22 protein-coding genes are annotated in these 23,031 nt (G+C 71.5%); 12 read left to right on the forward strand and 10 right to left on the reverse strand.

The window, feature by feature from the left end; translation table 11 throughout:
• Nucleotides 1–76 precede the first annotated feature (76 nt).
• A complete protein-coding gene (locus ACFC96_RS39555) occupies nt 77–676 on the forward strand; it encodes a hypothetical protein (RefSeq protein WP_376617141.1) in 600 nt (199 codons plus the stop codon).
• Between the two features lie 3 nt (nt 677–679).
• Here the strand turns inward: ACFC96_RS39555 and ACFC96_RS39560 are convergent, their stop codons facing one another.
• Complete coding sequence (locus ACFC96_RS39560; protein ID WP_376617143.1) at nt 680–2,149, reverse strand: ATP-binding protein; 1,470 nt, start codon at nt 2,147–2,149, stop codon at nt 680–682.
• A gap of 2 nt (nt 2,150–2,151) precedes the next feature.
• Nucleotides 2,152–2,853: a response regulator transcription factor gene (locus ACFC96_RS39565; protein WP_376265886.1), complete on the reverse strand. Its 702-nt coding sequence runs from the start codon at nt 2,851–2,853 to the stop codon at nt 2,152–2,154.
• Nucleotides 2,854–3,063: 210 nt separating this feature from the next.
• Between ACFC96_RS39565 and ACFC96_RS39570 the strand changes: the two genes are divergently transcribed.
• Together ACFC96_RS39570 and ACFC96_RS39575 are read left to right on the forward strand one after the other, a co-directional pair.
• Nucleotides 3,064–4,338, forward strand: a complete 1,275-nt coding sequence (locus tag ACFC96_RS39570; RefSeq protein ID WP_376617145.1) for a glycosyltransferase family 4 protein — start codon at nt 3,064–3,066, stop codon at nt 4,336–4,338.
• An 856-nt stretch (nt 4,339–5,194) separates the two neighbouring features.
• Nucleotides 5,195–6,538 carry a hypothetical protein gene (locus ACFC96_RS39575; RefSeq protein WP_376617147.1) on the forward strand — a complete coding sequence of 448 codons (1,344 nt, stop codon included), beginning with the start codon at nt 5,195–5,197 and terminating at the stop codon, nt 6,536–6,538.
• Between the two features lie 15 nt (nt 6,539–6,553).
• Here the strand turns inward: ACFC96_RS39575 and ACFC96_RS39580 are convergent, their stop codons facing one another.
• From ACFC96_RS39580 to ACFC96_RS39590, 3 genes are all read right to left on the reverse strand, one after another.
• Nucleotides 6,554–7,156, reverse strand: coding sequence for an FMN reductase (locus ACFC96_RS39580; protein WP_376617149.1), 603 nt, complete (start codon nt 7,154–7,156; stop codon nt 6,554–6,556).
• Complete coding sequence (locus ACFC96_RS39585) at nt 7,153–8,268, reverse strand: LLM class flavin-dependent oxidoreductase (protein WP_376617151.1); 1,116 nt, start codon at nt 8,266–8,268, stop codon at nt 7,153–7,155. The genes ACFC96_RS39580 and ACFC96_RS39585 overlap by 4 nt, the downstream gene beginning before the upstream one ends.
• 80 nt (nt 8,269–8,348) lie before the next feature.
• Complete coding sequence (locus ACFC96_RS39590) at nt 8,349–8,975, reverse strand: TIGR03086 family metal-binding protein (protein WP_376617153.1); 627 nt, start codon at nt 8,973–8,975, stop codon at nt 8,349–8,351.
• A gap of 61 nt (nt 8,976–9,036) precedes the next feature.
• Between ACFC96_RS39590 and ACFC96_RS39595 the strand changes: the two genes are divergently transcribed.
• Entirely contained in the window at nt 9,037–9,873 is an 837-nt protein-coding gene (locus ACFC96_RS39595) for a helix-turn-helix domain-containing protein (protein ID WP_376617155.1), read from the forward strand.
• Nucleotides 9,874–9,877: 4 nt separating this feature from the next.
• Complete coding sequence (locus tag ACFC96_RS39600; RefSeq protein WP_376617157.1) at nt 9,878–10,444, forward strand: GNAT family N-acetyltransferase; 567 nt, start codon at nt 9,878–9,880, stop codon at nt 10,442–10,444.
• Here ACFC96_RS39600 and ACFC96_RS39605 read toward each other — a convergent pair.
• Complete coding sequence (locus ACFC96_RS39605; protein WP_376265861.1) at nt 10,425–10,856, reverse strand: GNAT family N-acetyltransferase; 432 nt, start codon at nt 10,854–10,856, stop codon at nt 10,425–10,427. The genes ACFC96_RS39600 and ACFC96_RS39605 overlap by 20 nt on opposite strands.
• Nucleotides 10,857–10,958: 102 nt before the next feature.
• Nucleotides 10,959–11,438: a hypothetical protein gene (locus ACFC96_RS39610; protein ID WP_376617159.1), complete on the reverse strand. Its 480-nt coding sequence runs from the start codon at nt 11,436–11,438 to the stop codon at nt 10,959–10,961.
• A 202-nt stretch (nt 11,439–11,640) separates the two neighbouring features.
• On the opposite strand from ACFC96_RS39610, the gene ACFC96_RS39615 reads away from it, so the two are divergent.
• From ACFC96_RS39615 to ACFC96_RS39625, 3 genes are all read left to right on the forward strand, one after another.
• Nucleotides 11,641–11,979, forward strand: a complete 339-nt coding sequence (locus tag ACFC96_RS39615; protein WP_376265867.1) for a YnfA family protein — start codon at nt 11,641–11,643, stop codon at nt 11,977–11,979.
• 61 nt (nt 11,980–12,040) lie between these two features.
• Nucleotides 12,041–12,817 (forward strand): SDR family NAD(P)-dependent oxidoreductase, encoded by a 777-nt coding sequence (locus ACFC96_RS39620; RefSeq protein WP_376617161.1) that lies wholly within the window; start codon nt 12,041–12,043, stop codon nt 12,815–12,817.
• Nucleotides 12,817–12,990, forward strand: coding sequence for a hypothetical protein (locus tag ACFC96_RS39625; protein ID WP_376265870.1), 174 nt, complete (start codon nt 12,817–12,819; stop codon nt 12,988–12,990). The genes ACFC96_RS39620 and ACFC96_RS39625 overlap by 1 nt, the downstream gene beginning before the upstream one ends.
• Before the next feature lie 42 nt (nt 12,991–13,032).
• Here ACFC96_RS39625 and ACFC96_RS39630 read toward each other — a convergent pair whose 3' ends face one another.
• Entirely contained in the window at nt 13,033–14,226 is a 1,194-nt protein-coding gene (locus ACFC96_RS39630) for an RtcB family protein (RefSeq protein WP_376617163.1), read from the reverse strand.
• A gap of 213 nt (nt 14,227–14,439) precedes the next feature.
• Here ACFC96_RS39630 and ACFC96_RS39635 point away from each other — a divergent pair, with 213 nt between their 5' ends.
• The 3 genes from ACFC96_RS39635 to ACFC96_RS39645 all read left to right on the forward strand — a co-directional run bounded on the left by ACFC96_RS39635 (nt 14,440) and on the right by ACFC96_RS39645 (nt 17,809).
• Nucleotides 14,440–15,315, forward strand: a complete 876-nt coding sequence (locus tag ACFC96_RS39635; RefSeq protein ID WP_376265875.1) for a DUF3558 domain-containing protein — start codon at nt 14,440–14,442, stop codon at nt 15,313–15,315.
• A gap of 129 nt (nt 15,316–15,444) precedes the next feature.
• On the forward strand, nt 15,445–16,320 hold the full coding sequence (locus tag ACFC96_RS39640; protein WP_376265878.1) for a DUF3558 domain-containing protein: 876 nt from the start codon (nt 15,445–15,447) through the stop codon (nt 16,318–16,320).
• A 199-nt stretch (nt 16,321–16,519) separates the two neighbouring features.
• Nucleotides 16,520–17,809 carry a DUF2637 domain-containing protein gene (locus tag ACFC96_RS39645; RefSeq protein ID WP_376617164.1) on the forward strand — a complete coding sequence of 430 codons (1,290 nt, stop codon included), beginning with the start codon at nt 16,520–16,522 and terminating at the stop codon, nt 17,807–17,809.
• Between the two features lie 64 nt (nt 17,810–17,873).
• On the opposite strand, the gene lysS is transcribed toward ACFC96_RS39645, so the two are convergent.
• On the reverse strand, nt 17,874–19,625 hold the full coding sequence (lysS, locus tag ACFC96_RS39650; RefSeq protein ID WP_376268512.1) for a lysine--tRNA ligase: 1,752 nt from the start codon (nt 19,623–19,625) through the stop codon (nt 17,874–17,876).
• Between the two features lie 158 nt (nt 19,626–19,783).
• Here lysS and argS point away from each other — a divergent pair, with 158 nt between their 5' ends.
• Entirely contained in the window at nt 19,784–21,550 is a 1,767-nt protein-coding gene (gene argS, locus ACFC96_RS39655) for an arginine--tRNA ligase (RefSeq protein ID WP_376268509.1), read from the forward strand.
• A gap of 92 nt (nt 21,551–21,642) precedes the next feature.
• Here argS and ACFC96_RS39660 read toward each other — a convergent pair whose 3' ends face one another.
• The gene (locus ACFC96_RS39660) at nt 21,643–22,908 is read right to left on the reverse strand and encodes a helix-turn-helix domain-containing protein (protein ID WP_376617166.1); all 1,266 of its coding nucleotides are present in this window, start codon (nt 22,906–22,908) and stop codon (nt 21,643–21,645) included.
• Nucleotides 22,909–23,031 lie beyond the last annotated feature (123 nt).

Raw genomic sequence — 23,031 nt, forward strand, 5'->3', positions numbered from 1 at the left:
TGATCGGGTTGCGCGGTGGTGGCCGCGCGGCCTAGAAAAGGGGCGAGGCGCCCTGGAAAAGCAGTCGGGTGGAGATATGCATCGCGGTGGCGGACTGGGCGAGGGGACCGACGATCTGGGCCCCCGGCGTGCCCGGCGGGGAAAGCACCGGCGCGACGCGGAGGCGGCAGCGGCACCGGCTGAGGAAACGGAAGCCGGGCAGGCACTGGGCGGGACCGGGAGCAGGAATGGTGGCCGGGTGGGGGTGACGTACAAATACTTCGGCGCGCCCGACGGCGCCACGGCGGCCCGTGTCCCCATCTCGATGCGCCCCGAGGAGCTCGGCGGTGACGAGCTCGGCATGGGCGGCATGTTCACCAAGATCAAGCCGGAGACGATGGCCGCCATGGTCCTCACCGGCATAGAGGGCATACCTCTGCACAAGGTCCCCCCGCTGGAACTGGTGGTCCTGCACCCCGACTACGCGGTCGTGAAGCTGCCCATGACGGTCGTCGACCCGCTGCGCGGCGTCGGCGAGGAGGCCGTGGGCGCCGCGGCGTTCATCTGGTCGACGGTCCCGGACCGCGGCGGCCCGCGCGACGCGTTCAACGTGTACCAACTGCTGCACGAATGGCAGGACTTCAGTCACCGGCTGCACGACGCGGGACACCAGGCCTACTGCCTCGTCTGGCCCTGACCCTCACCACCGGCCGGCCCCCACCCCCCGCACCGTGAACCCGATGGCCGCTCCCCCGCCGTCTCGCCCCTTCGCGAACGGCACGCCCCCGTGGGCCGCCGCCACCTCCTGGACGATCGACAGGCCGAGGCCGGACCCGGGCAGGCTGCGGGCGGCCGGCGCGCGGTAGAAGCGGTCGAAGACCCGGTCCAGGTCCGAGTCCGCGATGCCGGGACCTCGGTCGAGCACCTCGACGCGCACGCCGTCCGGGAGGCCGCCCGTGACCACGATCTCGATCGGCTCCGTCCCCTCGCTGTCGAACTTGGCCGCGTTCTCCACCAGGTTCGACACCGCCCTCTGGAGCGAGGACGGGCGGCCCATGATCACCGTGTCGCCCCTCGAACGCACGACGACGGTGCGGCCCGTGCGGCGGCGTGCGAGGACCGCCGTGTCCTCTGCCGTTTCGGCGAGCGCCACCTCGACGACCGGCTCGTCGTCCTCCTTGCCCGCGGCCAGCTCCACCAACTCGTTCACCAGGTCGGTCAGTTCACGCGACTCCTGCGCGAGGTCGGCGATCAGCTCCTCGCGGGCGGCGGGCGGCAGGTCCTCGATACGGCGCAGCAGCGAGATGTTCGTACGCAATGAGGTGAGCGGTGTACGCAGTTCATGGCCGGCGTCCTGCACCAGGCGGCGCTGGTCCTCCATGGAGCGCGCGAGCCGTCCCAGCATCCGGTCGAAGGAACGCCCCAGGCTGCCCACCTCGTCGCCGCCGGTGACCGGCACCCGCACATCGAGGTGCCCCGTGCCCGCCACGTCCTCCGCCGCCTCGGCCAGCCTGACCAGACGCCCCGTGATCCGGCGCGCCAGCCACCAGCCGAAGAGACCCGCCGCGATGATCACGGAGGCGGCCAACAGGCCTGTGCGCTGCTGGAGTTCACGCAGCAGGTCCTCCGTGTCGCTGAACTCCTGCGCGACCTGGACCGCGCCGCGACCGCCGCCCAGCGACACGGCCGTCAACCGGTACTCGTCACCGCCGATCTCCACATCGCGCCGCGAACCGCCCGTCTCCGCCCCTTCGGCCTGCTCCGTCACACCGGCGCGCGCCTCGTCGGCGGTGCGCCGGTCGGCCGCGTTCACCGGCAGCCGCGGGCTGCCGCGGTCGACGATCCGGCCGCCCGGCCCGAGGACCTGGACATCCGTACGGGCCGACCTGATCAGGTCGTCGCGCGGACCGTCGTGGTCCGGGTCCCCCGACGCGAAGTCGTACGGGGTGAGTTCGGTCTCCTTCACCTGCTGCCGCAGGTCGGTGACGACCTCGTCGAACACGGCCTGCTGGTCGACGCGGACGAGGCGCGCCGCGGCGTCGTAGGAGAGGAAGCCGACCAGGACGGTGACGGCCGCCGCGACGGCCGCGAACGACACGGCGAACGTGGTCCGCAGGGACCGGGCGCGCGGCCGCCCGTGCAGGAACGCGCGCAGGCGGCGGCGCGGCATCCTCAGTCCTCCCGCAGCACGTAGCCGACGCCGCGCACGGTGTGGATCAGGGAGGCGGCGCCGGGTTCGTCGACCTTGCGGCGCAGATAGCCGACGTACACGGCGAGGTTCTTCGACCCGGGGCCGAAGTCGTAGCCCCAGATGCGGTCGTAGATCGTGGCGTGGTCGAGGACGATGCCCGCGTTGCGCACGAGCAGCTCCAGGAGGTCGAACTCGGTGCGGGTGAGTTCCAGTTCGCGCTCACCGCGCCAGGCCCGCCTCGCCTGCGGATCCATCCGGAGGTCGGCCGCCGTGACGTGGCCGACGGGATCGGCCGGTGCTGCGTCGCGCCCGTCGCCCGAGGCCGCGCCGTCGGTGCGGCGCAGCAGGGCACGGAGCCGCGCGAAGACCTCGTCCACGTCGAACGGCTTCACGACGTAGTCGTCCGCGCCCGCGTCCAGGCCGGCGATCCGGTCGGGCGTCTCGACGAGCGCCGTCAGCATCAGGATCGGCGTGCGGTCGCCCTCGGCGCGCAGCACCCGGCACACCTGAAGGCCGTCGATGCCCGGCATCATCACGTCCAGGACGAGTATGTCGGGCGCGTTGCGGTGGGCCTGGGCGATCGCCTCCACCCCGTCGGCGACCGCCGTGACCTCGTAGCCCTCCAGGGTCAGGGCCCGCTCCAGGGCATGGCGGATGGCACGGTCGTCCTCGGCGAGCAGCACGGTCGGGGACGTGGCGCGGGGCGTGGCGGACGCAGCGGTTGGGGACACGCGTTCCAGTGTGCCCCCCGCGCCGGGGGGCGTACCCCCTGACCAGGGGCCCGCCGGACCCCTTCTTACCCGTCTCTCACCCGGGCGCGCACGGCCGCTTACCTCGCTGGACCAGGCTGCCGCCGTATGTTGCGGGCACAGTGCCCGCCGGGAGGGCTGTCCATGAAGATCGTGTTCCTGCTGCACAACGCCTACGCGATCGGCGGGACCGTACGGACCACACTCAACCTCGCCTCGGCACTCGCCGGGTGCGGCGGCCACGAGGTGGAGATCGTCTCGATGTCCCGGCACCGCGAGGTGCCGCGCTTCACGATCGACCCCGCCGTCTCGCTGGTCCCGCTCGTCGACACGCGCATCGGCGGCGTCGACACGCGGTACGCGGCCTACGGGGAACCCGCGCAGGACTTTCCCGCCGCCGAGAAGCGCCACAAGCAGTACACCCGTCTGCACGATCTGCGTGTGCGTGATTACCTGGAGCACTGCGACGCTGACGTCGTGATCGGTACGCGCCCCGGCATCAACGTCTATCTGGCGATGTACGGCCCGCGCACCGCGCTGCGCATCGGGCAGGAGCACCTGCGCCACGACGCCCACAGCAAGAAGCTCCGGGCGGTACTCGCCCGCCACTACCGCTCCCTCGACGCCGTCGTCACCATGACCGCGGCGGACGCCGAGGTGTACCGGGCGCGCATGCCCCTTCCGGGCGTACGGGTTCTGTCGGTCCCGAACATCGTGCCGGAGGCGCCCTGTCCCCCGTCCGAGGGAACTTCCAAGATCATCGCGAGCGCCGGGCGTCTCGCGCCGGGCAAGCGCTTCGACCTGCTCCTCGAGGCCTTCGCGGCCGTCGCCGCGCAGGAACCCGAATGGCAGCTGCGGATCTACGGCGGCGGGCCCGAGGAGGCGAAGCTGCGCGATCTCGTCGCCGGGCTCGGGCTGACCGGGCGCGCCCATCTGATGGGGGCGCGCTCACCCATCGAGCCGGAGTTCGCCAAGGCCTCGATCGTGGTGTCCGCCTCCGACGCGGAGTCCTTCGGGATGACGCTCGTCGAGGCCATGCGATGCGGGGTTCCGGCGGTCAGCACCAACGCGCCGCTCGGCCCCGCCGAGATCATCACGGACGGTGTCGACGGCCGGCTCGTACCGGTCGGGGACGCGCGTGCCCTCGCCGAGGCCGTGGTCGACCTCATCCAGGACGCGCCGCGCCGGCACTCCATGGCCCGCGCCGCGTTCGCGTCGGCCCGCCGCTACGACCCCGATCCGATCGTCGCCCGCTACGAGCTCCTGTTCGCCGAACTCCGTGAGACGCGGCGCCTGCGCTCCTGGCAGCGGCTGCGCCACCGGGCGGCCGCCTGGGCGCGGCGCAAGACCCGTTCGCCCCGAGGCCCGGCCCGCACCGCGCCCGTGCGCGGTGCCCGCTCGGACCCACGCCCCACGTGACACACGAGCGGGAAGGCACATGACGACCGACGACGCACACCTCGGCACCCCCACCCCAGAACCGGCCCGCCCGCAAGGCCCCAAGGCCCCCGGAGCCAAGCGGGACCGGGCCACCGAGGGCCGGGGGAGGCGGGCCGATCAGAACCGGCGGCGACCCGCCCCCCGGCCCGACCCCCACCCGAAGCCCGGACCGTCCGCATCCGCCTCCGGGCCGTCCGCCTCCACATCCGTTCCCGGGCCGTCCGTATCCGCATCCGTATCCGGGCCATCCGCATCCGGCCCCGGCCCGTCCCTGTCCGAGCCCGAGCCATCCGTTTCCCGGCCCGACACCCGGCCGGGTACGGCCGCCACCGCCGCCCGGCCGGAGACAGGAATTACGGCGCGGAGGCGGGCCGAGCGCCCTTCCCCGCCGGGCCACTCGACGCTCCGGCGGCATCCCGCCCAGCCGCCCGACCCGAACGCCACCGCTCGCCCGGACACGGACCGGGCAGCCACCGCTCGCCCGGACACGGACCCGACCGCCTCCACCACTCAGCCGGACACGGGCCGGCCTGCGTCGGGCCGACCGGAGAAAATCCGACCGCAGACAGCCCGGCCGACGAGGACGAGCCGACGGGAGACAGACAAGCCGGAGACGAGCCGACCGGAGAAAGTCCATCCAGGGGCCGGGGCCGCCCGCCCAGGGGCCCACGTCGCAGCCATCATCACCACCACCCGCCGCCGCATCGGGCCCATTCCCCGCCACTCAGCCGCCACCGCGACCGCCCCGGGCGCCTCGTCCCGCGCGCCCGGAAAGCGTGGCCGCGCCACTCCGTGGCTCGCTCTCGTCGCCCTCGCCTACGCCCTCGTTCAGCTGGTGCTCGTCGTGCCGCCGCTCGCGCACGCGCTCGGGTGGGACGAGACCGTGTACGTGTCGCAGTACGACCCGCGTGTCCCCGCCGCCTTCTTCAGCGCGCCGCGCTCCCGCGGCATCAGCTTCCTGACCACGCCGTTCATCGTGGCCACCCCGTCCGTCCTCGTCCTGCGCATCGCGCTCACGCTGCTCTCGTCGGCCGCCCTGTACGCCGCGTTCCGCGTATGGCGTCCCGTCGTCGGGGCCCGTACCACCGCCCTCGCCGCGCTGCTGTTCGCGGGGCTGTGGATCACCCAGATCTCCGGGCCTCAGGCCATGCCCAACCTCTGGGTCGCGTTCGGCGCGGTCGCCGCCACCGGCTGGTTCCTGCGCGCGATGCTCGGACGCGACCCCCGCGCCGATCGGTGGCTCGCGGGCTGTGTCGCCGTGACCGCCCTGTTCCGCGCCCCGGACGCCGTCTGGCTCGCCCTGCCCCTGATCGCCACGGCCCTGTTCCGCAACCGCCGCACCCTGCTCCACCTGGTCGGCGGACTCGCGGTCGGCCTCGCTCAATGGGTCGCGGAGGCGTACATCCGCTTCGGCTCGGTGCAGGACCGGCTGCACGTGTCGAGCGCCACCGAGGGCGACATGGGCCTGCACCTCAACTTCGACAACGCCTGGTCCAGCCTCAACGGCCCCCTGCTGTGCCGCCCGTGCACGGCGACCCAGGGCTCCCCCGGCCTCACCCTGTGGTGGCTGGCTCTGCCCCTGCTCGCCGCGGCCGCGCTCGCCTACGCCTCGCGCGAGCGCCGGCTCCTGCCGACCGCGCTCCCCATCGCCGTCGCCGCCGCGCTCTCCGTGCCCTATCTGCTCATGATCGACTACTCGGCTCCGCGCTTCCTGCTCCCGGCCTACGCGCTCCTCGCCCTGCCGGTCGCCGGCCTGGTCACGCGCCTCAGCTCGCGCCGGGCCCTCGTCCTCGCGGGACTGCTCGTCGCGGCGCAGCTGGTCTCGCAGCCCACTGTCCTGGCCCAGGTCACCGCGTCCGCGGCCGTCACGAACGAGCGCTACCGCGCCGCCGCCGACGGCCTGCGCACCCTGGGCCTGCGCCCGCCCTGCCTGGTCACGGGTCCGCGCGCCCTCCCCATCGCCTACGACGCGGGCTGCGCCTCCGCCCAGGTGGACGGCAACAACGTCTCGACGACCGTCGCGGGCATCCTCGACCGCGCCGCGAAGGTGCCGACCGCACTCCTCACGACAAAGGGACAGCGCCCACCGCACTATGCGCGCGACTGGACGCCGTACCCCCTGCACCACACACCCGGCTGGACGGCCTGGCTCGCGCCGGCCGGCCCGCAGGGACCGTAAACCGACGGACGACGCCTACTCCGCCCGCAGCGCGGCAAGCTGCCGCTCGAAGGGGATGACGTCGTCGCCCCACTCCACCGGCGCCGGGCGGGCCGCCGCGAGCCCGGTCATGAGCCGGGCGAGCTCACCGCCCGCCCGTTCGACGCGCTGCTCAAGTCCCTCCGCTCCCCAGTCCTGCGACGCCGCGTACACGGCGGTCGGCACGACCACGGCCCGCAGGTGGGCGAACAGCGGACGCATCGCGTGTTCCAGGACGAGCGAGTGCCGCGGCGTGCCGCCGGTCGCCCCGACGAGCACCGGCTTCCCGGTGAGCGCGTCCTTGTCGAGCACGTCGAAGAACGATTTGAACAGACCGCTGTACGAGGCCGAGAACACGGGCGACACGGCGATCAGGCCGTCCGCCCCGGCCACCGCGTCGAGCGCCTCCTTGAGGGCGGGCCCGGGGAACCCGGTGACCAGGTTGTGCGCGGTCTCGACGGCCAGGTCACGCAGTTCGACGACGGTCACGTCCACATCGGCGCCCGCGATCTGCGAGGTCACTGCCTGCGTGAGCCGGTCGGCGAGGATCCTGCTCGACGACGGGGCGCTCAGCCCCGCCGACACGACGACGAGTTTCATACGGCCGGAACCTCCTTCTCCTGCTCCTGCTGGGCCTTCAGCTCCGCCTCGGCGACGCGCGACGCGTGCGTCGGCGCGTCCGGCACGTTCGCCGGGCGGCCGTTCGCGAACTCCTTGCGGAGCACCGGCACGACCTCCTCGCCGAGGATGTCGAGCTGCTCCAGGACGGTCTTCAGCGGCAGACCGGCGTGGTCCATCAGGAAGAGCTGGCGCTGGTAGTCACCGACGTGCTCCCGGAAGCCGAGGGTGCGCTCGATCACCTGCTGCGGGGATCCCACGGTCAGCGGGGTCTGCGAGGTGAAGTCCTCCAGGGAGGGGCCGTGTCCGTAGACGGGCGCGTTGTCGAAGTACGGGCGGAACTCCCGCACCGCGTCCTGCGAGTTCCTGCGCATGAACACCTGGCCGCCGAGGCCGACGATGGCCTGCTCGGGGGCGCCGTGGCCGTAGTGGGCGAAGCGCCGGCGGTAGAGGTTCACCATCTGCTTGGTGTGCTCCATCGGCCAGAAGATGTTGTTGTGGAAGAACCCGTCGCCGTAGAACGCGGCCTGCTCGGCTATCTCGGGCGAGCGGATCGAGCCGTGCCACACGAAGGGCGCGACCCCGTCGAGCGGGCGCGGCGTCGAGGTGAAGGACTGCAGCGGCGTGCGGAACTTGCCCTCCCACGTCACGACGTCCTCGTCCCACAGGCGGCGCAGCAGGGCGTAGTTCTCGACGGCGAGGTTGATGCCCTCGCGGATGTCCTTGCCGAACCAGGGGTAGACGGGGCCGGTGTTGCCGCGGCCCATCATCAGGTCGACCCGGCCGTCCGCGACGTGCTGGAGCATCGCGAAGTCCTCGGCGATCTTCACCGGGTCGTTCGTGGTGATCAGCGTCGTGGAGGTGGAGAGGACCAGGTTCTCGGTGCGGGCGGCGAGGTAGCCGAGCATCGTGGTCGGCGACGACGGCACGAAGGGCGGGTTGTGGTGCTCGCCGGTGGCGAAGACGTCGAGTCCGACCTCCTCCGCCTTCAGGGCGATGGCGAGCATGGCCTTGATGCGCTCGTGCTCACTCGGCGTACGGCCCGTCGTCGGATCGGCTGTGACGTCACCGACGCTGAAGATCCCGAACTGCATGGCTCTCACCCTTCGAGGTTGTTGATGATTCAACTATACCCTCGAACGGCGACGGCCCCGCCTCTATTCCTCGGGGGTCCTCAGCTCACCGGCGCCGCCCACCGCGGATCCCGCCCCGTCGCCGCGAGCAGCCGCTCGAACGCCGTCGCCCCCGCGGGCTCCGGCACCGCCTCCCCGAACACCCCCATCGACCGCGCCGTCGGCGCCAGCTCCGCGACGGTCCCGGCCAGCCGCTCCACGACGGCGTGCGCCTCCCCCTCGGGCACGTACTCCTGCCCCGTCGCCCGCGCCAGGTCCCAGAGGTGCACGGTCAGATCGAGCAGCACCATGGAACCGACCGTGGCCGCCGGCATGTTCATCGCTCCGGTCGTCCCCTCCTCGGCACCCGGCGCCGACCAGGCCGCCACCAGCTTGTGGGCCTCCTCACCGAACCGTTCACGCCAGTCGGGCCCCTCGGCCACCCGGTCCACGGACCGGGTGAAGTCGGAGTCCTGCTTCGCGGCCAGCCGCTGGAACTGCTCCATCACCTGGAAGAGGTGGTTGACCAGCGCCTTCACATCGAATTCCGCGCACGGCGTGGCCGCTTCGAGACGGCTGTCGGGCAGCGCGCGGACGACCGGGACGGCCCGCGCCACGGCCACGCCCAGAAGGTCGCCGACGCCGCGCGGGTTCCCGCGACTCCCGTTGTTCCCGTGGATGTCATTCATGGCGACAAGCTACGAGTCCGAACCCGGCCCGTCTTGAAGAAAGGCGACATACGATCCCGCCATGGCCGCACCCGGCCGCGGCACCCGCGGCATCGTCGACCCGAACGAGCTCCTGACCCGCGTACGGTTCCGCCGCCACGAGCCCGCCGCGCCGCTGCGCCACTACGTCGAGAACTACTGGTTCATCGACTGGGACCTCTCCGAGCCCTACGCCTCGCACATCGTCCCGCACCCCTCGGTCAACCTGACCTTCGAGCGCTACGACGACGAGGGCGGCGCCGAAGGCCCCGGCGGACCGCCCGTCGGCGTGGTCACCGGCGTCACGCCGGGCCTGTTCACCAAGAAGCTGACGGGCCGCGGCCGGGTGTGCGGGGTGAAGTTCCGCAGCGGAGGCTTCCGGCCCTACGCACCTGACATACCGGTCCTCCACTGGACCGGCCAGGAGCTGCCCGTGGGCGACGTGTTCACCGGGGCCCCGCCGGGCATCGCGCGAGAGGTCACCGGCCCCGACGACGAGCACGCGCGCGTGGCCGCGCTCGACGCCTTCCTGCTCGCCCGCGCCGCCGCCGACGACCCGCAGGCCGACCTCGCCATGGACCTCGTCGACCGCATCCGCACCGACCCCACCGTGCACCGCGTCGACGAGTTCGCGGCGGCCCAGGGCCTCTCCGTACGGACCCTGCAACGTCTCTTCTCCGCCTATGTCGGCGTCGGACCGAAGTGGATCATCCTGCGCCACCGCATCCACCAGGCCCTGGAACGCGCCGACTCGGACGCCGCCGTCGACTGGTCCGCCCTCGCCGCCGACCTCGGATACGCCGACCAGGCCCACCTCGTCAGAGACTTCACCGCGACCGTGGGCGTACCGCCGACGGCCTACGCACCGAGGAACCGGTGAACCGATGACACACCGCACCGAACACCGGACGGCCGGGGAGAAGACGACGCACATAGGCCTCGTGCCCTGGGCGGACGCCGACTTCGACCTCCTGCTCAAGAACAACGCGCCCGACATGACGGCCCACCTCGGCGGTCCCGAGACCCTCGACCAGCTCATGGACCGCCACCGCCGCTACCTCGCCCTGTCCACGCTCGACGGGCACGGCCGGATGTTCCGCATCACCGCGGGACCCGACGCCCCCGCGGCCGGTTCCATCGGCTACTGGGCGACACCGTGGCAGGGCGAACGGATCTGGGAGACCGGCTGGGGCGTCCTCCCCGACTACCAGGGGCGCGGCATCGCCGCCGCGGCCGCCCGCCTCGTCGCCGCGCACGCGGCCGCCGACCGGGCACGCCTGCGCCATCTGCACGCGTTCCCGGCCGTCGGCCACACCGCGTCGAACGGCGTCTGCCGCAGCGCCGGCTTCACCCTGCGCGGCCCCTGCGACGTCGAGTACTCGAGGGGCCGCGCGATCCGCTGCCACGACTGGCACCTCGACCTGCGCACCCTCAGCCGAGCTTCTTCGTGAAGTGGAACGCCGTGATGTCCATGCGCTCCCGCAGATAGAAGCGGTGCGCGTCCGTCCGGCGCGTCCCCGAGTCCAACTGGAGCGTGTGGCAGCCCCGTTCACGCGCCCGCTCCTCCAGATACGCGAGCAGCGCCCGGCCCACGCCGCCCGACCTGGCCCGCTCGGCGGTCACCAGGTCGTCGACGTACAGCTTGCGCAGCGCGCTCGTGTTGGCGACCACGCGCCACCCCGCGACGCCCGCGCACGACCCGTCGTCGGCGTACGCGGCCGTGAACCGCAGCCCCTGCGGGTACCCCTCCGCGTACACCTCGGAGAACAGCTCGCCGGTCAGGTGCGGGCGCAGCTCCTGGAGCACGGGCAGGACCTCGGTACCGAGGCGCGGATCGCCGGGCTCCATGTCAGTGATCTTCATGCCCGAACGATAGGAGCCCGGTCCGGGGCCGCACACCCCCGTCCCGGAAGGAGCCACCCAGATCACAGGAGTCAGGAGTCAGGACGGCCCGGCGCACCGGAGTCAGAAGTAGTAGACGTCCCCGGTGTCCAGGGCCAGCACCTTGTGGGTGCTGTTCTGCGGATTGTGGTCCGCGGTGCCCGCGCTCCACAGCGTGTCGATCCGCACCGTCACCTCCGAAGGCGCCCCGGCCAGCCGCGCCGACACCCGGATCCGCCTGCCCCTGCTGTCCGCCGGCAGCGCGCCGGTCCCGCACAGGACCGTCTGCGTGTCCGCCCGTACGCACATCGGCGGCAGCCCTCGCATGGCCTTGACCGGCACCGACCAGCGCAGCCGCAGCGTGGCGCCCGCGACCGGCGACGGACCGTGGTTCTGCGGGACCAGCCAGGTCTCCACCCGGCCCCCCGACATGGCGACCTGCCCGTGATACGCCAGATCGACCTCCGGAACGGGCCGCGGCCGGGGCCCGTCGGCAGCGGCGGGACCGGCCGCCAGCACCGCGGCGGCACTCAGCCCGAAAGCCCCGAGCCCACGCCCGACCACGCGCCCCGCACCACGCCTCACATCACGCCTCACCAGCATGTTCTCTTTGCCCTCTCGTTCTCCGCCACAGATCACCGACCACGGATCGCCGGTCACGGCCAGGCGGGTCTCCTGATGTATCCCACGCATCCCGCCCCGCAGGCGCCGTCCAACAGGTGACCGTGCGACGGCCGCACAGGACCGGCATGGCAGCCTGGACCGCATGCTGGTCGCCCGCTCCGCCCTCCTCTTCGTCCTCGCCGCCCTCTTCGAGATCGGCGGCGCCTGGCTCGTCTGGCAGGGCGTGCGCGAACACAGGGGATGGGCGTGGATCGGCGCGGGCGTCATCGCCCTCGGCATCTACGGCTTCGTGGCCACGCTCCAGCCCGACGCCGAGTTCGGCCGGATCCTCGCCGCCTACGGAGGCATCTTCGTCGCGGGCTCGATCGCCTGGGGCATGGTCGCGGACGGCTACCGGCCCGACCGCTGGGACGTCACCGGAGCCCTCATCTGCCTGGCCGGCATGGCCGTGATCATGTACGCGCCCCGCGGCGGCCGGTGACACGAGCGTGCGCCGCCTGCCTATCCTGGCGGGAGTCGATCGCACGTCCGAGGAGCAAGCCATGACCGCCGCCGCGCCCGCAGCCGCCTCCCGCATCGCCGTCATCACCGGCGCGAGCAGCGGAATCGGCGCAGCCACCGCCCGACAGCTGGCGGCGGCCGGCTACCGGGTCGTACTCACCGCGCGCCGCAAGGACCGGATCGAGGCGCTGGCCGCCGAGATCAACGACGCGGGCCACCAGGCGGCGGCCTACGCGCTCGACATCACCGACCGCGCCGCGGTCGACGAGTTCGCCACGGCCTTCAAGACCATCGGAGTTCTCGTCAACAACGCGGGCGGCGCGCTCGGCGCGGACCCCGTGGCGACGGGTGACCCCGCCGAGTGGCGCCAGATGTACGAGACGAACGTCATCGGCACGCTGAACGTCACCCAGGCCCTGCTCCCCGCGCTCACCGCGAGCGGCGACGGCACGGTCGTCGTCCTCTCCTCCACGGCCGGACACGGCACGTACGAGGGCGGCGCCGGCTACGTGGCGGCCAAGCACGCCGAGCACGTCCTCGCCGAGACCCTGCGCCTGGAGATCGTCGGCACCCCGGTCCGCGTCATCGAGGTCGCGCCCGGCATGGTCAAGACCGAGGAGTTCGCCCTGACCCGCTTCGGCGGCGACACCGCGAAGGCCGAGAAGGTCTACGCGGGCGTCGCCGAACCGCTCTCGGCGGACGACGTGGCCGACACCATCACCTGGGCGGTCACCCGCCCCAGCCACGTGAACATCGACCTGCTCGTCGTCCGCCCCCGCGCCCAGGCCTCCAACACCAAGGTCCACCGGGAGCTGTGATGCCCCCGGTACCCCCCGACCCGCTCGAGATCCTGGAGCGCGAAGCGGACGAGCGCCGCCGCGCAGAGGAAAAGCGCGGCGAGCGCCACATGTGGTGGTACCTGGCCTACTTCCTCTTCGGCATCCACCTGGTGGCCCTGGTCATGATCTACGCGGTCACCCACGCGAAGTAGCGAAGTGACCGAGCGGCGAGGCAGCGGCCCGCCGAGGGCCGCTCAGCCCTTCACGCAGATGACCTGCTTCAGCTTCGCGACGACCTCGACCAGGTCGCGCTGCTGTTCGATGACCTTCTCGATCGGCTTGTAGGCACCCGGGATCTCGTCGACGACGCCGGAGTCCTTACGGCACTCCACGCCCCGCGTCTGCTCCTCCAGGTCCTTCGTCGAGAACTGCTTCTTCGCGGCGTTCCGGCTCATCCTGCGGCCGGCGCCGTGCGACGCCGAGTTGAACGACGCCACGTTCCCGAGGCCCTTCACGATGTACGAGCCCGTGCCCATCGAGCCCGGGATGATCCCGTACTCCCCGGAACCCGCACGGATCGCGCCCTTGCGGGTGACGAGCAGGTCCATGCCGTCGTAACGCTCCTCCGACACGTAGTTGTGGTGGCAGGAGATCACCGGCTCGAACGTCGGCTTCGCCTTCTTGAACTCACGGCGGATCACGTCCAGGGAGAGCGCCATCATGACCGCGCGGTTGTACTTCGCGTATTCCTGCGCCCAGAACAGGTCGTTGCGGTACGCCGCCATCTGCGGGGTCTGCGCGATGAACACCGCGAGGTCCCGGTCGACCAGGCCCTGGTTGTGCGACAGCTGCTGCGCGACGCCGATGTGGTGGTCGGCCAGTTCCTTGCCGATGTTCCGCGAACCCGAATGGAGCATGACCCAGACCGAATTGTCGGCATCAAGACAAAGCTCCCAGAAGTGATTCCCGCCGCCGAGCGTCCCCATCTGCTTCGCGGCCCGTTCCTCACGGAACTTCACCGCGTCCGCGACCCCCTCGAACCGGCCCCAGAAGTCGTCCCAGGCCCCCGTGCCGAAGCCGTGCAGCCGCCCCGGATCCACCGGCTCGTCATGCATACCGCGGCCCACCGGGATCGCCTGCTCGATCTTCGAGCGCAGCCGGGACAGGTCCCCGGGCAGGTCGTTCGCCGTCAGAGACGTCTTCACCGCCGACATGCCGCAGCCGATGTCCACACCCACCGCCGCCGGGCAGACCGCGCCGTGCATCGCGATGACCGAGCCGACGGTCGCACCCTTGCCGAAATGCACATCGGGCATCACGGCCAGACCCTTGATCCACGGCAACGTCGAGACATTGCGCAGCTGCTGCATCGCCACGTCCTCGACCGACGCCGGATCCGTCCACATCCGGATCGGCACCTTCGCCCCCGGAACCTCTACATACGACATAGTGTCCTCGTTTCCCCCGTACGCTCCCTTACGTTCACGTACTTGATCAAAAGTTGGTAATCGCAAATACCGGCGCCAAGGTCGACGAATGGGATATCGGACCGGCGTTCACAGCGGTGCGTGCGATACACATTGTGTCCATCGGCCGTCCTGCGACGGCAACCGAATAAGCACGTCCGACGACGTGTCACCTTGTCGAGAGGGGCCATCACCGTGCAGCGGAAGGCGTACGTACCCGGCGTCGCCGCGCTCCTCGCAGCGCTGCTCACCGGCTGCACCGGAGGTTCCGGGGCCACCGGTGACGCGACCGACTCCAAGCCCGGCGACGTCGGCACCACCGCCGTGGCCGCCAGGCCCGGCAAGTACCGCACCCTGCCCGAGCCGTGCCGGCAGCCCGACAAGGGCACCCTCGACAAGATGCTGCCCGGCATCAAGGGCCTCCCCGAGGGCGAGCAGCGCGACAAGGCGTACGAGGGCGCGGCCACGGTCACGTACGACACGGACCGGCGCGTGGGCTGCCGCTGGAAGGACGACGGGGCGGACGCGACGCATCGCCTGCTGGTCGACTTCGAGCGGGTCGTGTCCTACGACAACACGGTGAGCGACGACACGGAGGCCGGCCAGGTCTTCGCGTCCAAGCGGACCGAAGCTCACCTGCCGGAGCCGGTCCCGACCGACACGACGTCGGCGACCTCTTCCCACTCCCCCTCGACCGGCACCGACGAGGACGCCGAGGACGGCACGGAGAAGGAAGGGAAGACGTCGGGCAAGACGGACGACGAGGCGTCGGACGCGACGTCGGACGGCCCCTCGTCGAGCCCGTCGGACGACTCCGTTCCGGCCGCCGAACTGCAGCCCCGCGCTCTCGAAGGGCTGGCCGACGAGGCGTTCCTGAACGACCAGCTGACGGCGTCCGCGTCGGCGGGCGGCCACCGCACGGTGACTGTGGTGTTCCGCACGTCCAACGTCATCGTGACCGTCGAGTACGAGCAGCAGCCCGGCCCGGCCGCGAAGGCACCGGACAGCAAGGAAATGCAGGACAGGGCGCAGGAACTGGCCCGGAAGCTGGCCGGGACGCTGGGCGGGTAACCGGTGGTAGCACGGGTGCGCGGGTCCGCGGAAGCGGAGCCACGCCGCCCGGCTTGGGCGTACGGTGGCCCATCGGACCCGGGCCGCACCTCTCGGGTACGTACCAGGCAAACCGGAGAATAAGGAACCATGCACCGACCGACCAAGCGACTCACCCGCATATTTGTCTGCGCAGCCGCCGTGCCGGTGATCCTCGTGGCATCCGGCTGCTCCTCCGGCTCGGACTCCGGCGACGGGGCCGGCAAGGGCTCCTCGAAGGCGTCGGCGTCCGCGAGTGACGCGGCCGCCAAGGTGAAGGCGGCGGCGTACGACTCGCTGCCGCAGCCGTGCGCCGCGATCTCGAAGAAGACGCTCGACGATCTCGTCCCGGAGGCGAAGTCGGGCAAGGCGGGCTCCTCCGACGACGAGTCGGTGCGGGGCACCTGCTCCTGGTCGAGCCTCGACAACAAGGGCGTGAAGGGGTCGCAGTTCCGCTGGCTGAACGCGTCGCTGATGCGCTTCGACTCGGACGCCGCGCGCGGCAGCGGCAACAAGCTGGCGCACGAGTACTTCACCAAGCAGGTGACCGACGCGCAGTCCGTGGACGGCGCGAAGTCCCCGAAGTCGGAGCCGGTCAGCGGCACGGGCGACGAGGCGACGGCGGTGACGTACGAGCTGAAGAAGAAGGAAGGCACCTTCAAGCAGCAGACGGTCGTCACGCGCGTCGAGAACGTCGTCGTCACGATCGACTACAACGGCGCGGGTCTCGCGGGCGAGAAGACGCCGGGCGCCGACGACCTGGTGAAGAACGCCGAGAAGGCGGCGAAGGACGCCGTGGCGGCGGTCCTCGAGGCGAACGGGGCGGGTGGCTCCGACACCGCCGGTTCCGCATCGGCGAAGCCGTCGGACAAGGCCTCCTCGAAGCCGTCGGAGAAGGCGTCCGACAAGTCTTCCGCGAAGCCGTCCGAGAAGGCGTCCTCGAAGACCTCGGCCACGCCGTCGGACAAGGCGTCCTCGAAGTCGTGACCGCGTAGGCGACCGGCCGCCAAGTGGCCCTCCGTGCAACCCGGTCGGCGCCGATCAGGTCTCAACTCGCTTGCCGGTCACGCCTTTTGCGGAGCCCGGTCCCTTATGGGGCCGGGCTCCCGCCGTACCGGGCCACGGACCCCCGCGCCGATGTGCGAGGCTGTTGCGCGCAACAAGGCGTACAGGGAGGGGAGCACGTGTGGCCGCGCCACAGCTGACACGGACGCACCGCATACTCATCGGCGTGGTCGTCGCCGGTGCGGTGGTCATCGCCGGCATCGGTTTCGCGGGTTCGTACGCGGCCGTTCGCTCACTCGCGCTCCAGAAGGGGTTCGGGAACTTCAGCTATGTGTTCCCGATCGGCATCGACGCGGGCATCTGTGTCCTGCTCGCCCTGGACCTGCTGCTGACCTGGATCCGCATACCGTTCCCCCTGTTGCGCCAGACGGCGTGGCTGCTGACCGCGGCGACGATCGCGTTCAACGGCGCGGCCGCCTGGCCGGACCCGCTCGGCGTCGGCATGCACGCCGTCATCCCGATCCTGTTCGTCGTCGCGGTCGAGGCGGCGCGGCACGCGGTGGGCCGGATCGCGGACATCACGGCCGACAAGCACATGGAGGGCGTGCGCCTCACCCGCTGGCTGCTCTCCCCGCTGCCCACGTTCCTGCTGTGGCGCCGCATGAAGCTGTGGGAGCTGCGCAGCTACGAGGCCGTCATCAAGCTGGAGCAGGAGCGCCTGGTCTACCAGGCGCGGCTGCGGTCCCGCTTCGGCCGCGCCTGGCGCCGCAAAGCCCCCGTCGAGTCCTTGATGCCGCTGCGCCTCGCGCGCTACGGCGTCCCGCTCGCGGAGACCGCCCCCTCGGGCCTGGCCGCCGCCGGGATCGAGCCCGCGCTGCTGCCCCCGGCCCCGGCGCCGGCCGCCCCCGCACCCGTTCCCGAGCTGGAGCGTCCCGCTCCGGCGGCCTCCGGACCGCAGCCGGTCCCCGCCGAGCCCGGCGCTCCGGCCGAGGCCGCCGCCGCTGCCGCCACTGAGGAGTCGAGCCCGTGGTTCGCGACCCCGCCGCAGGCGATGTCGTACGACGGCGGCTACGACCCCACGTACGACCCCGAGCAGCAGTACGAGCAGTGGTACGAGGAGCAGCAGGAGGACCAGGCTCCCGGCCAGGTCCAGGAACAGTTCCCGGCCGAGGCCTTCATCCCCGCGCAGATGCGGGCACAGGAGCCGGAGTTCCCCGTTCCGTCCGGGCCCAACCGCACCCGCCAGCTCGGCGAGGGCACCGGGAACGGCGAGGAGCCGCCGACGGAGGAAGACCTGTACCAGGTGTTCCGCAAGTCGATAGACGGCGAGGGCGGGCCCACCCCGGGCACGTTCCACGCGAACGTCGAGGCCACGTTCGGAACCAGCCTCGAACCCCGTGAACTGCAGCGCTACATGGAGCTGTTCATGCAGCGGCTGAACAGCGAGTTCATCGAGGACCACATCGCCTGATCCGCCACCGACGCGAAAGGGCCGCACCGGATGCTCCGGTGCGGCCCTTTTCGTCCGTGGCGGATCAGGCTCCGAGCAGCTTGCGCACCCGGTCCGCGCCCACGGCGAGCAGCAGCGTGGGCAGCCGCGGCCCGGTGTCACGGCCGACGAGCAGGTCGTACAGGAGCGCGAAGAACGACCGCTGGGCCGTCTTGATCTCCGGCGGCAGCTCCTTCGGCGTCGCGTCCGGCGAGAAGCCCGCCTGGACCTTCGGCACGCCGTAGACGAGGTGCGTCAGGCCGTCGAGGGACCAGTGCGAGTCCAGACCGTCGAGGAGGAGCCGCAGCGACTCGCGGGCCTCGTCGTCGAGCGCGGCCAGCGCCTGCGTGTCCGGCTCGGCGCGCACCAGGGTGCGCGACTCGGCGGGCACGTACTTGCTGATCCACGCCTCGGCCCGGTCGAGCCGCGGCCGCACCTCGCCGAGCGCGGTGACCGGGTTCTCCGGGTCGAGCTCGCTGAGGATGCGCAGGGTCTGGTCCTCGGCGCCGGCGGTGATGTCGGCGACGGAGGCCAGGGTGCGGTACGACAACGGCCGCGGGGTGCGCGGCAGTTCACCGGCCGCGGTGCCCACCGCGCGCGTGTACGCGGCGGCGTCCGCCGGCAGGACCGAGCCGTCGGCGACCTTGGAGGCGAGCTTGTCCCACTCGTCGTAGAGCCGCTGGATCTCCTGGTCGAAGGCGATCTTGAAGGACTGGTTGGGCCGGCGGCGGGCGTACAGCCAGCGAAGCAGCTGCGGCTCCATGATCTGGAGCGCGTCGGCCGGGGTCGGGACCCCGCCCTTGCTGGAGGACATCTTCGCCATGCCGCTGATGCCGACGAACGCGTACATCGGGCCGATCGGCTGCTTGCCGCCGAAGATCCCGACGATCTGCCCGCCGACCTGGAACGACGAGCCCGGGGACGAGTGGTCGACACCGGACGGCTCGAAGATCACGCCCTCGAACGCCCAGCGCATCGGCCAGTCGACCTTCCAGACCAGCTTGCCGCGGTTGAACTCCGTCAGCCGGACCGTCTCGCTGTGGCCGTCGAGCGTGCAGGTGTAGGACAGCTCCGTCGTCTCGTCGTCGTACGACGTGACGGTGGTGAGGTCCTTGCCGCACTCGCCGCAGAACGGCTTGTACGGGTAGTAGCCGCCCGCGCCGCCGCTGCCGTCGTCCTCGTTCGCCGCGCCGGAGCCCTCGGCGGCCTCCAGCTCGGCCTCGTCGACCGGCTTCTGGTTCTTCTGCTGCGGCTTCTTGTCGGGGTTCTTCTTCGTGCGGTACTGGGCGAGGATCGCGTCGATGTCACCGCGGTGCTTCATCGCGTGCAGGATCTGCTCGCGATAGACGCCCGACGTGTACTGCTCGGTCTGGCTGATGCCGTCGAACTCGACGCCCAGCTCGCCGAGAGCCCCGGTCATCGCGGCCTTGAAGTGCTCCGCCCAGTTCGGATACGCCGATCCGACGGGGGCCGGGACCGAGGTGAGCGGCTTGCCGATGTGCTCGGCCCAGGACTCGTCGACGCCGGGGACACCGGCCGGGACCTTGCGGTACCGGTCGTAGTCGTCCCAGGAAATCAGGTGCCGGACCTCGTACCCGCGGCGGCGGACCTCGTCGGCGACCAGGTGCGGGGTCATGACCTCGCGCAGGTTCCCCAGGTGGATGGGGCCGGACGGGGAGAGTCCGGACGCGACGACAACGGGTTTGCCCGGGGCACGACGCTCCGACTCGGCAATGACCTCGTCCGCGTAACGGGAGACCCAGTCGGTGGTCTCTGTGCTCTGAGCCACGATCGGCACGTCCTTCTTCCTCATACGTGGAGTGCGTCAGGGACGCCTGACCGTTCCATTCTCCCAGCTGCGCCCCCATCCGCGAAAACCGCTTTTCACCGCGTGGGATACTGAGCTTCTCTGTATATGGAGAAACCCAGGCACCCGAGCAGAACGGCACCTCACCCATGGCCTCGGTCACGTCCCTCACCGCTTCCGTCCACCAGCGTCTCGCGGACGCCCTCTCGGCCGCCCTGCCGGAGGCCGGCGCCGCGGACCCGCTGCTGCGACGAAGTGACCGGGCCGACTTCCAGGCCAACGGGATCCTGGCCCTCGCCAAGAAGGCGAAGGCGAACCCGCGCGAGCTCGCGACGACCGTCCTGGACGCCCTCCCGGCCAACGACGTGATCAAGGACGTCGAGGTCTCGGGCCCCGGCTTCCTGAACATCACGATCGCCGACAGGGCCATCATCGAGACCCTGGCCGCCCGCGCCGCCGACGACCGCCTCGGCGTGCCGTTCCAGCAGGACGCGGGCACGACGGTCATCGACTACGCCCAGCCGAACGTGGCGAAGGAGATGCACGTCGGCCACCTGCGGTCCGCCGTGATCGGCGCCGCGATGGTCGAGATCCTGGAGTTCACCGGCGAGAAGGTCGTCCGGCGCCATCACATCGGCGACTGGGGCACCCAGTTCGGCATGCTCATCCAGTACCTCCTGGAGCACCCGCACGAGCTGGACCACGAGGGCGGCAAGGAGGACGGTGAGGCGGCGATGTCGTCGCTGAACCGGCTCTACAAGGCCTCGCGCGCGCTCTTCGACTCCGACGAGGAGTTCAAGGCCCGCTCGCGGGACCGCGTCGTGGCCCTCCAGGCCGGGGACGCGGAGACCATCGCCCTGTGGCAGCGGTTCGTGGACGAGTCGAAGATCTATTTCTACTCGGTCTTCGACAAGCTCGACATGCAGATCGACGACCCGGACGTGGTCGGCGAGTCCGGCTACAACGACATGCTCGAGGAGACCTGCCGGATCCTGGAGGAGTCGGGCGTCGCCGTCCGCTCCGAGGGTGCGCTGTGCGTCTTCTTCGACGACGTGCTGGGCCCCGACGGCAACAAGGTCCCGCTCATCGTCAAGAAGTCGAACGGCGGTTACGGCTACGCCGCGACCGACCTCTCCGCGATCCGGGACCGCGTCCAGAACCTCAAGGCGTCGACGCTCCTCTACGTCGTGGACGCCCGGCAGTCGCTGCACTTCAAGATGGTCTTCGAGACGGCCCGCCGCGCCGGCTGGCTCAACGAGGACGTGAAGGCGCACCAGCTGGCCTTCGGCACGGTCCTCGGCAAGGACGGCAAGCCGTTCAAGACCCGTGAGGGCGAGACGGTGAGGCTGGTCGACCTCCTCGACGAGGCGATCGACCGGGCCACGTCCGTCGTGCGCGAGAAGGCCGAGAAGGTGGGCCTGGCCGAGGAGGAGATCGTCGAGAACGGCGTGTACGTCGGCATCGGCGCGGTGAAGTACGCCGACCTGTCGACCTCGGCGGTGCGGGACTACAAGTTCGACCTGGACCAGATGGTGTCGCTCAACGGCGACACGAGCGTGTACCTCCAGTACGCGTACGCCCGTATCCGCTCGATCTTCGGCAAGGCGGGCGACCGCACGCCTCTCGCCCACCCGGAGCTCGAGCTGGCCCCGGCGGAGCGGGCGCTCGGCCTGCACCTGGACCAGTTCGGCGAGACGCTGGCGGAGGTCGCGTCGTCGTACGAGCCGCACAAGCTGGCCGCGTACCTGTACCAGCTGGCCTCGCTGTACACGACCTTCTACGACCAGTGCCCGGTCGTGAAGCCGGCGCCCGCGCCGGAGGTCGCCGAGAACCGGCTGTTCCTGTGCGACCTGACGGCCCGCACGCTGCACCAGGGCATGGCGCTCCTGGGCATCCGGACGCCCGAGCGCCTCTGACCCGGCCTCGGTCTTCCGACACCGGCGGCCCGATACGCCGACTGTGCCCCGCCGGGAGTCCCCGGCGGGGCACAGTCGTCCGGGCCCGTCGGCTACGCGGCGCGCTCGCCCCAGCCGCCCGCCCCGATCGGGTAGTCGTAGCCGGGGCGCCCGGCATCGGCGCTGGTACGGAACGCCCGCCCCTGGTCGTCGACCTTCAGGACACCGTGGCGGGATCCGCTCGACCACTTCAGCTCCAGGACCCAACTGACGTCGTGGGCCTTGGTGTTCGCCTTGACGTAGAAGACCTCGGGGTCGCTCTCGCTGACCTTGTACGGGAAGTCCCGCTGCCCGTTCCTGGGCGCGGAGGCCGGTCGGGGCGCGTCGAGGTCCACGCCGAACGACTTCGTCTCGACCCCGCCGCCGCAGCCCACGCCCATCGAGTAGTCGTTCCACGCGAGCGGCGCACCGGACTTCACGACGCGGACGTCCAAGTCCTCCAGGACCACGGTGTCGCTGCCGGTCCCCTGGACGGTGAGCTTGACGAACTGCTCCCCCGAAGCGACCGCGCCGACCGCACCGACCCAGTTCGGGGCGTCCTGTTCGAGGGGCGGCGGAGGCACCTCGGCCGGCGGCCTGTCGATCAGGAAGTGCTGGCTGCAGGGGCTCTCGTAGACGTACGGGGTGGTGGCCACGGTCAGTGGGGTGCCGGTGCCTTCGCCCGCCGCCGGGGCGGACGGGGTGCCCGGCGCGGCACCGGCCGGGGCGCCGCTGAGGGAAGGGCCCGCGGAGGGCTTGTGCTTGCGGCCCGGTGACGGGGACGCCGAACCCGACGGGGACGGGTCCGCGGAACGGGCTCCCTGCGTGACGGACGAGGCGGCCCCGGCGCCATCCTTCCGGCCGTCACCGCCGCCGCTTCCGCCCCCGGCGAGGTGCACGGCGAACGCGCCGGCTCCCCCGGCGACGACGACGGCCACGGCGGCGGCGAGGATGACCGTGCGCCGCGGGCGGCGCTTCCCGGAGGCGGGCGCGGGCGCCGCATCGGGCACTGCCGCCTGTGACACCGCCGGGGGTTCCTCCGCTGCTGCCGCCGTCGCAGGCTCCTCCACCGCCGCCACCGGCTTCGTCCTGCGCGCCGCGTCCGCGAGGACCCACATCCGGTGCAGGTCGACGAGTTCCTCGGGACCGGCCTTGCACAGCCGCGCCAGCCGCTCGACCGGCGCGTAGTCGACCGGCACCGCGTCCCCGTTGCAGTACCGGTGCAGCGTCGACGTGCTCATGTGCAGCCGCTTCGCGAGTACGCCGTAACTCAGACCCGAGCGCTCCTTCAGCCCTCGCAGCAGCGTCGCGAACTGGGCCGTCCCGTCAGCCTCAGCCACCGTTCCCCCACCCCCTCATCCCATTCCGGCGTTCCAGGGAATGGTCGTTTCCCCAGGTCAGAGCCGGTACGAACGTTCCAGCGTCCCAAATGGTCCTGCGGTGCTGGCGATCGGGACGGATCA

The sequence above is a fragment of the Streptomyces sp. NPDC055955 genome (assembly GCF_042270245.1).
In the GTDB taxonomy this organism is placed as follows: Bacteria; Actinomycetota; Actinomycetes; order Streptomycetales; family Streptomycetaceae; genus Streptomyces.

Coding starts and splice junctions, on each gene's coding strand:
- ACFC96_RS39555 (WP_376617141.1), top strand. CDS start 77: ATGCATCGCGGTGGCGGACTGGGCGAGGGGACCGACGATCTGGGCCCC.
- ACFC96_RS39560 (WP_376617143.1), bottom strand. CDS start 2,149: ATGCCGCGCCGCCGCCTGCGCGCGTTCCTGCACGGGCGGCCGCGCGCC.
- ACFC96_RS39570 (WP_376617145.1), top strand. CDS start 3,064: ATGAAGATCGTGTTCCTGCTGCACAACGCCTACGCGATCGGCGGGACC.
- ACFC96_RS39580 (WP_376617149.1), bottom strand. CDS start 7,156: ATGAAACTCGTCGTCGTGTCGGCGGGGCTGAGCGCCCCGTCGTCGAGC.
- ACFC96_RS39585 (WP_376617151.1), bottom strand. CDS start 8,268: ATGCAGTTCGGGATCTTCAGCGTCGGTGACGTCACAGCCGATCCGACG.
- ACFC96_RS39590 (WP_376617153.1), bottom strand. CDS start 8,975: ATGAATGACATCCACGGGAACAACGGGAGTCGCGGGAACCCGCGCGGC.
- ACFC96_RS39595 (WP_376617155.1), top strand. CDS start 9,037: ATGGCCGCACCCGGCCGCGGCACCCGCGGCATCGTCGACCCGAACGAG.
- ACFC96_RS39600 (WP_376617157.1), top strand. CDS start 9,878: ATGACACACCGCACCGAACACCGGACGGCCGGGGAGAAGACGACGCAC.
- ACFC96_RS39605 (WP_376265861.1), bottom strand. CDS start 10,856: ATGAAGATCACTGACATGGAGCCCGGCGATCCGCGCCTCGGTACCGAG.
- ACFC96_RS39615 (WP_376265867.1), top strand. CDS start 11,641: ATGCTGGTCGCCCGCTCCGCCCTCCTCTTCGTCCTCGCCGCCCTCTTC.
- ACFC96_RS39620 (WP_376617161.1), top strand. CDS start 12,041: ATGACCGCCGCCGCGCCCGCAGCCGCCTCCCGCATCGCCGTCATCACC.
- ACFC96_RS39625 (WP_376265870.1), top strand. CDS start 12,817: ATGCCCCCGGTACCCCCCGACCCGCTCGAGATCCTGGAGCGCGAAGCG.
- ACFC96_RS39630 (WP_376617163.1), bottom strand. CDS start 14,226: ATGTCGTATGTAGAGGTTCCGGGGGCGAAGGTGCCGATCCGGATGTGG.
- ACFC96_RS39640 (WP_376265878.1), top strand. CDS start 15,445: ATGCACCGACCGACCAAGCGACTCACCCGCATATTTGTCTGCGCAGCC.
- argS (WP_376268509.1), top strand. CDS start 19,784: ATGGCCTCGGTCACGTCCCTCACCGCTTCCGTCCACCAGCGTCTCGCG.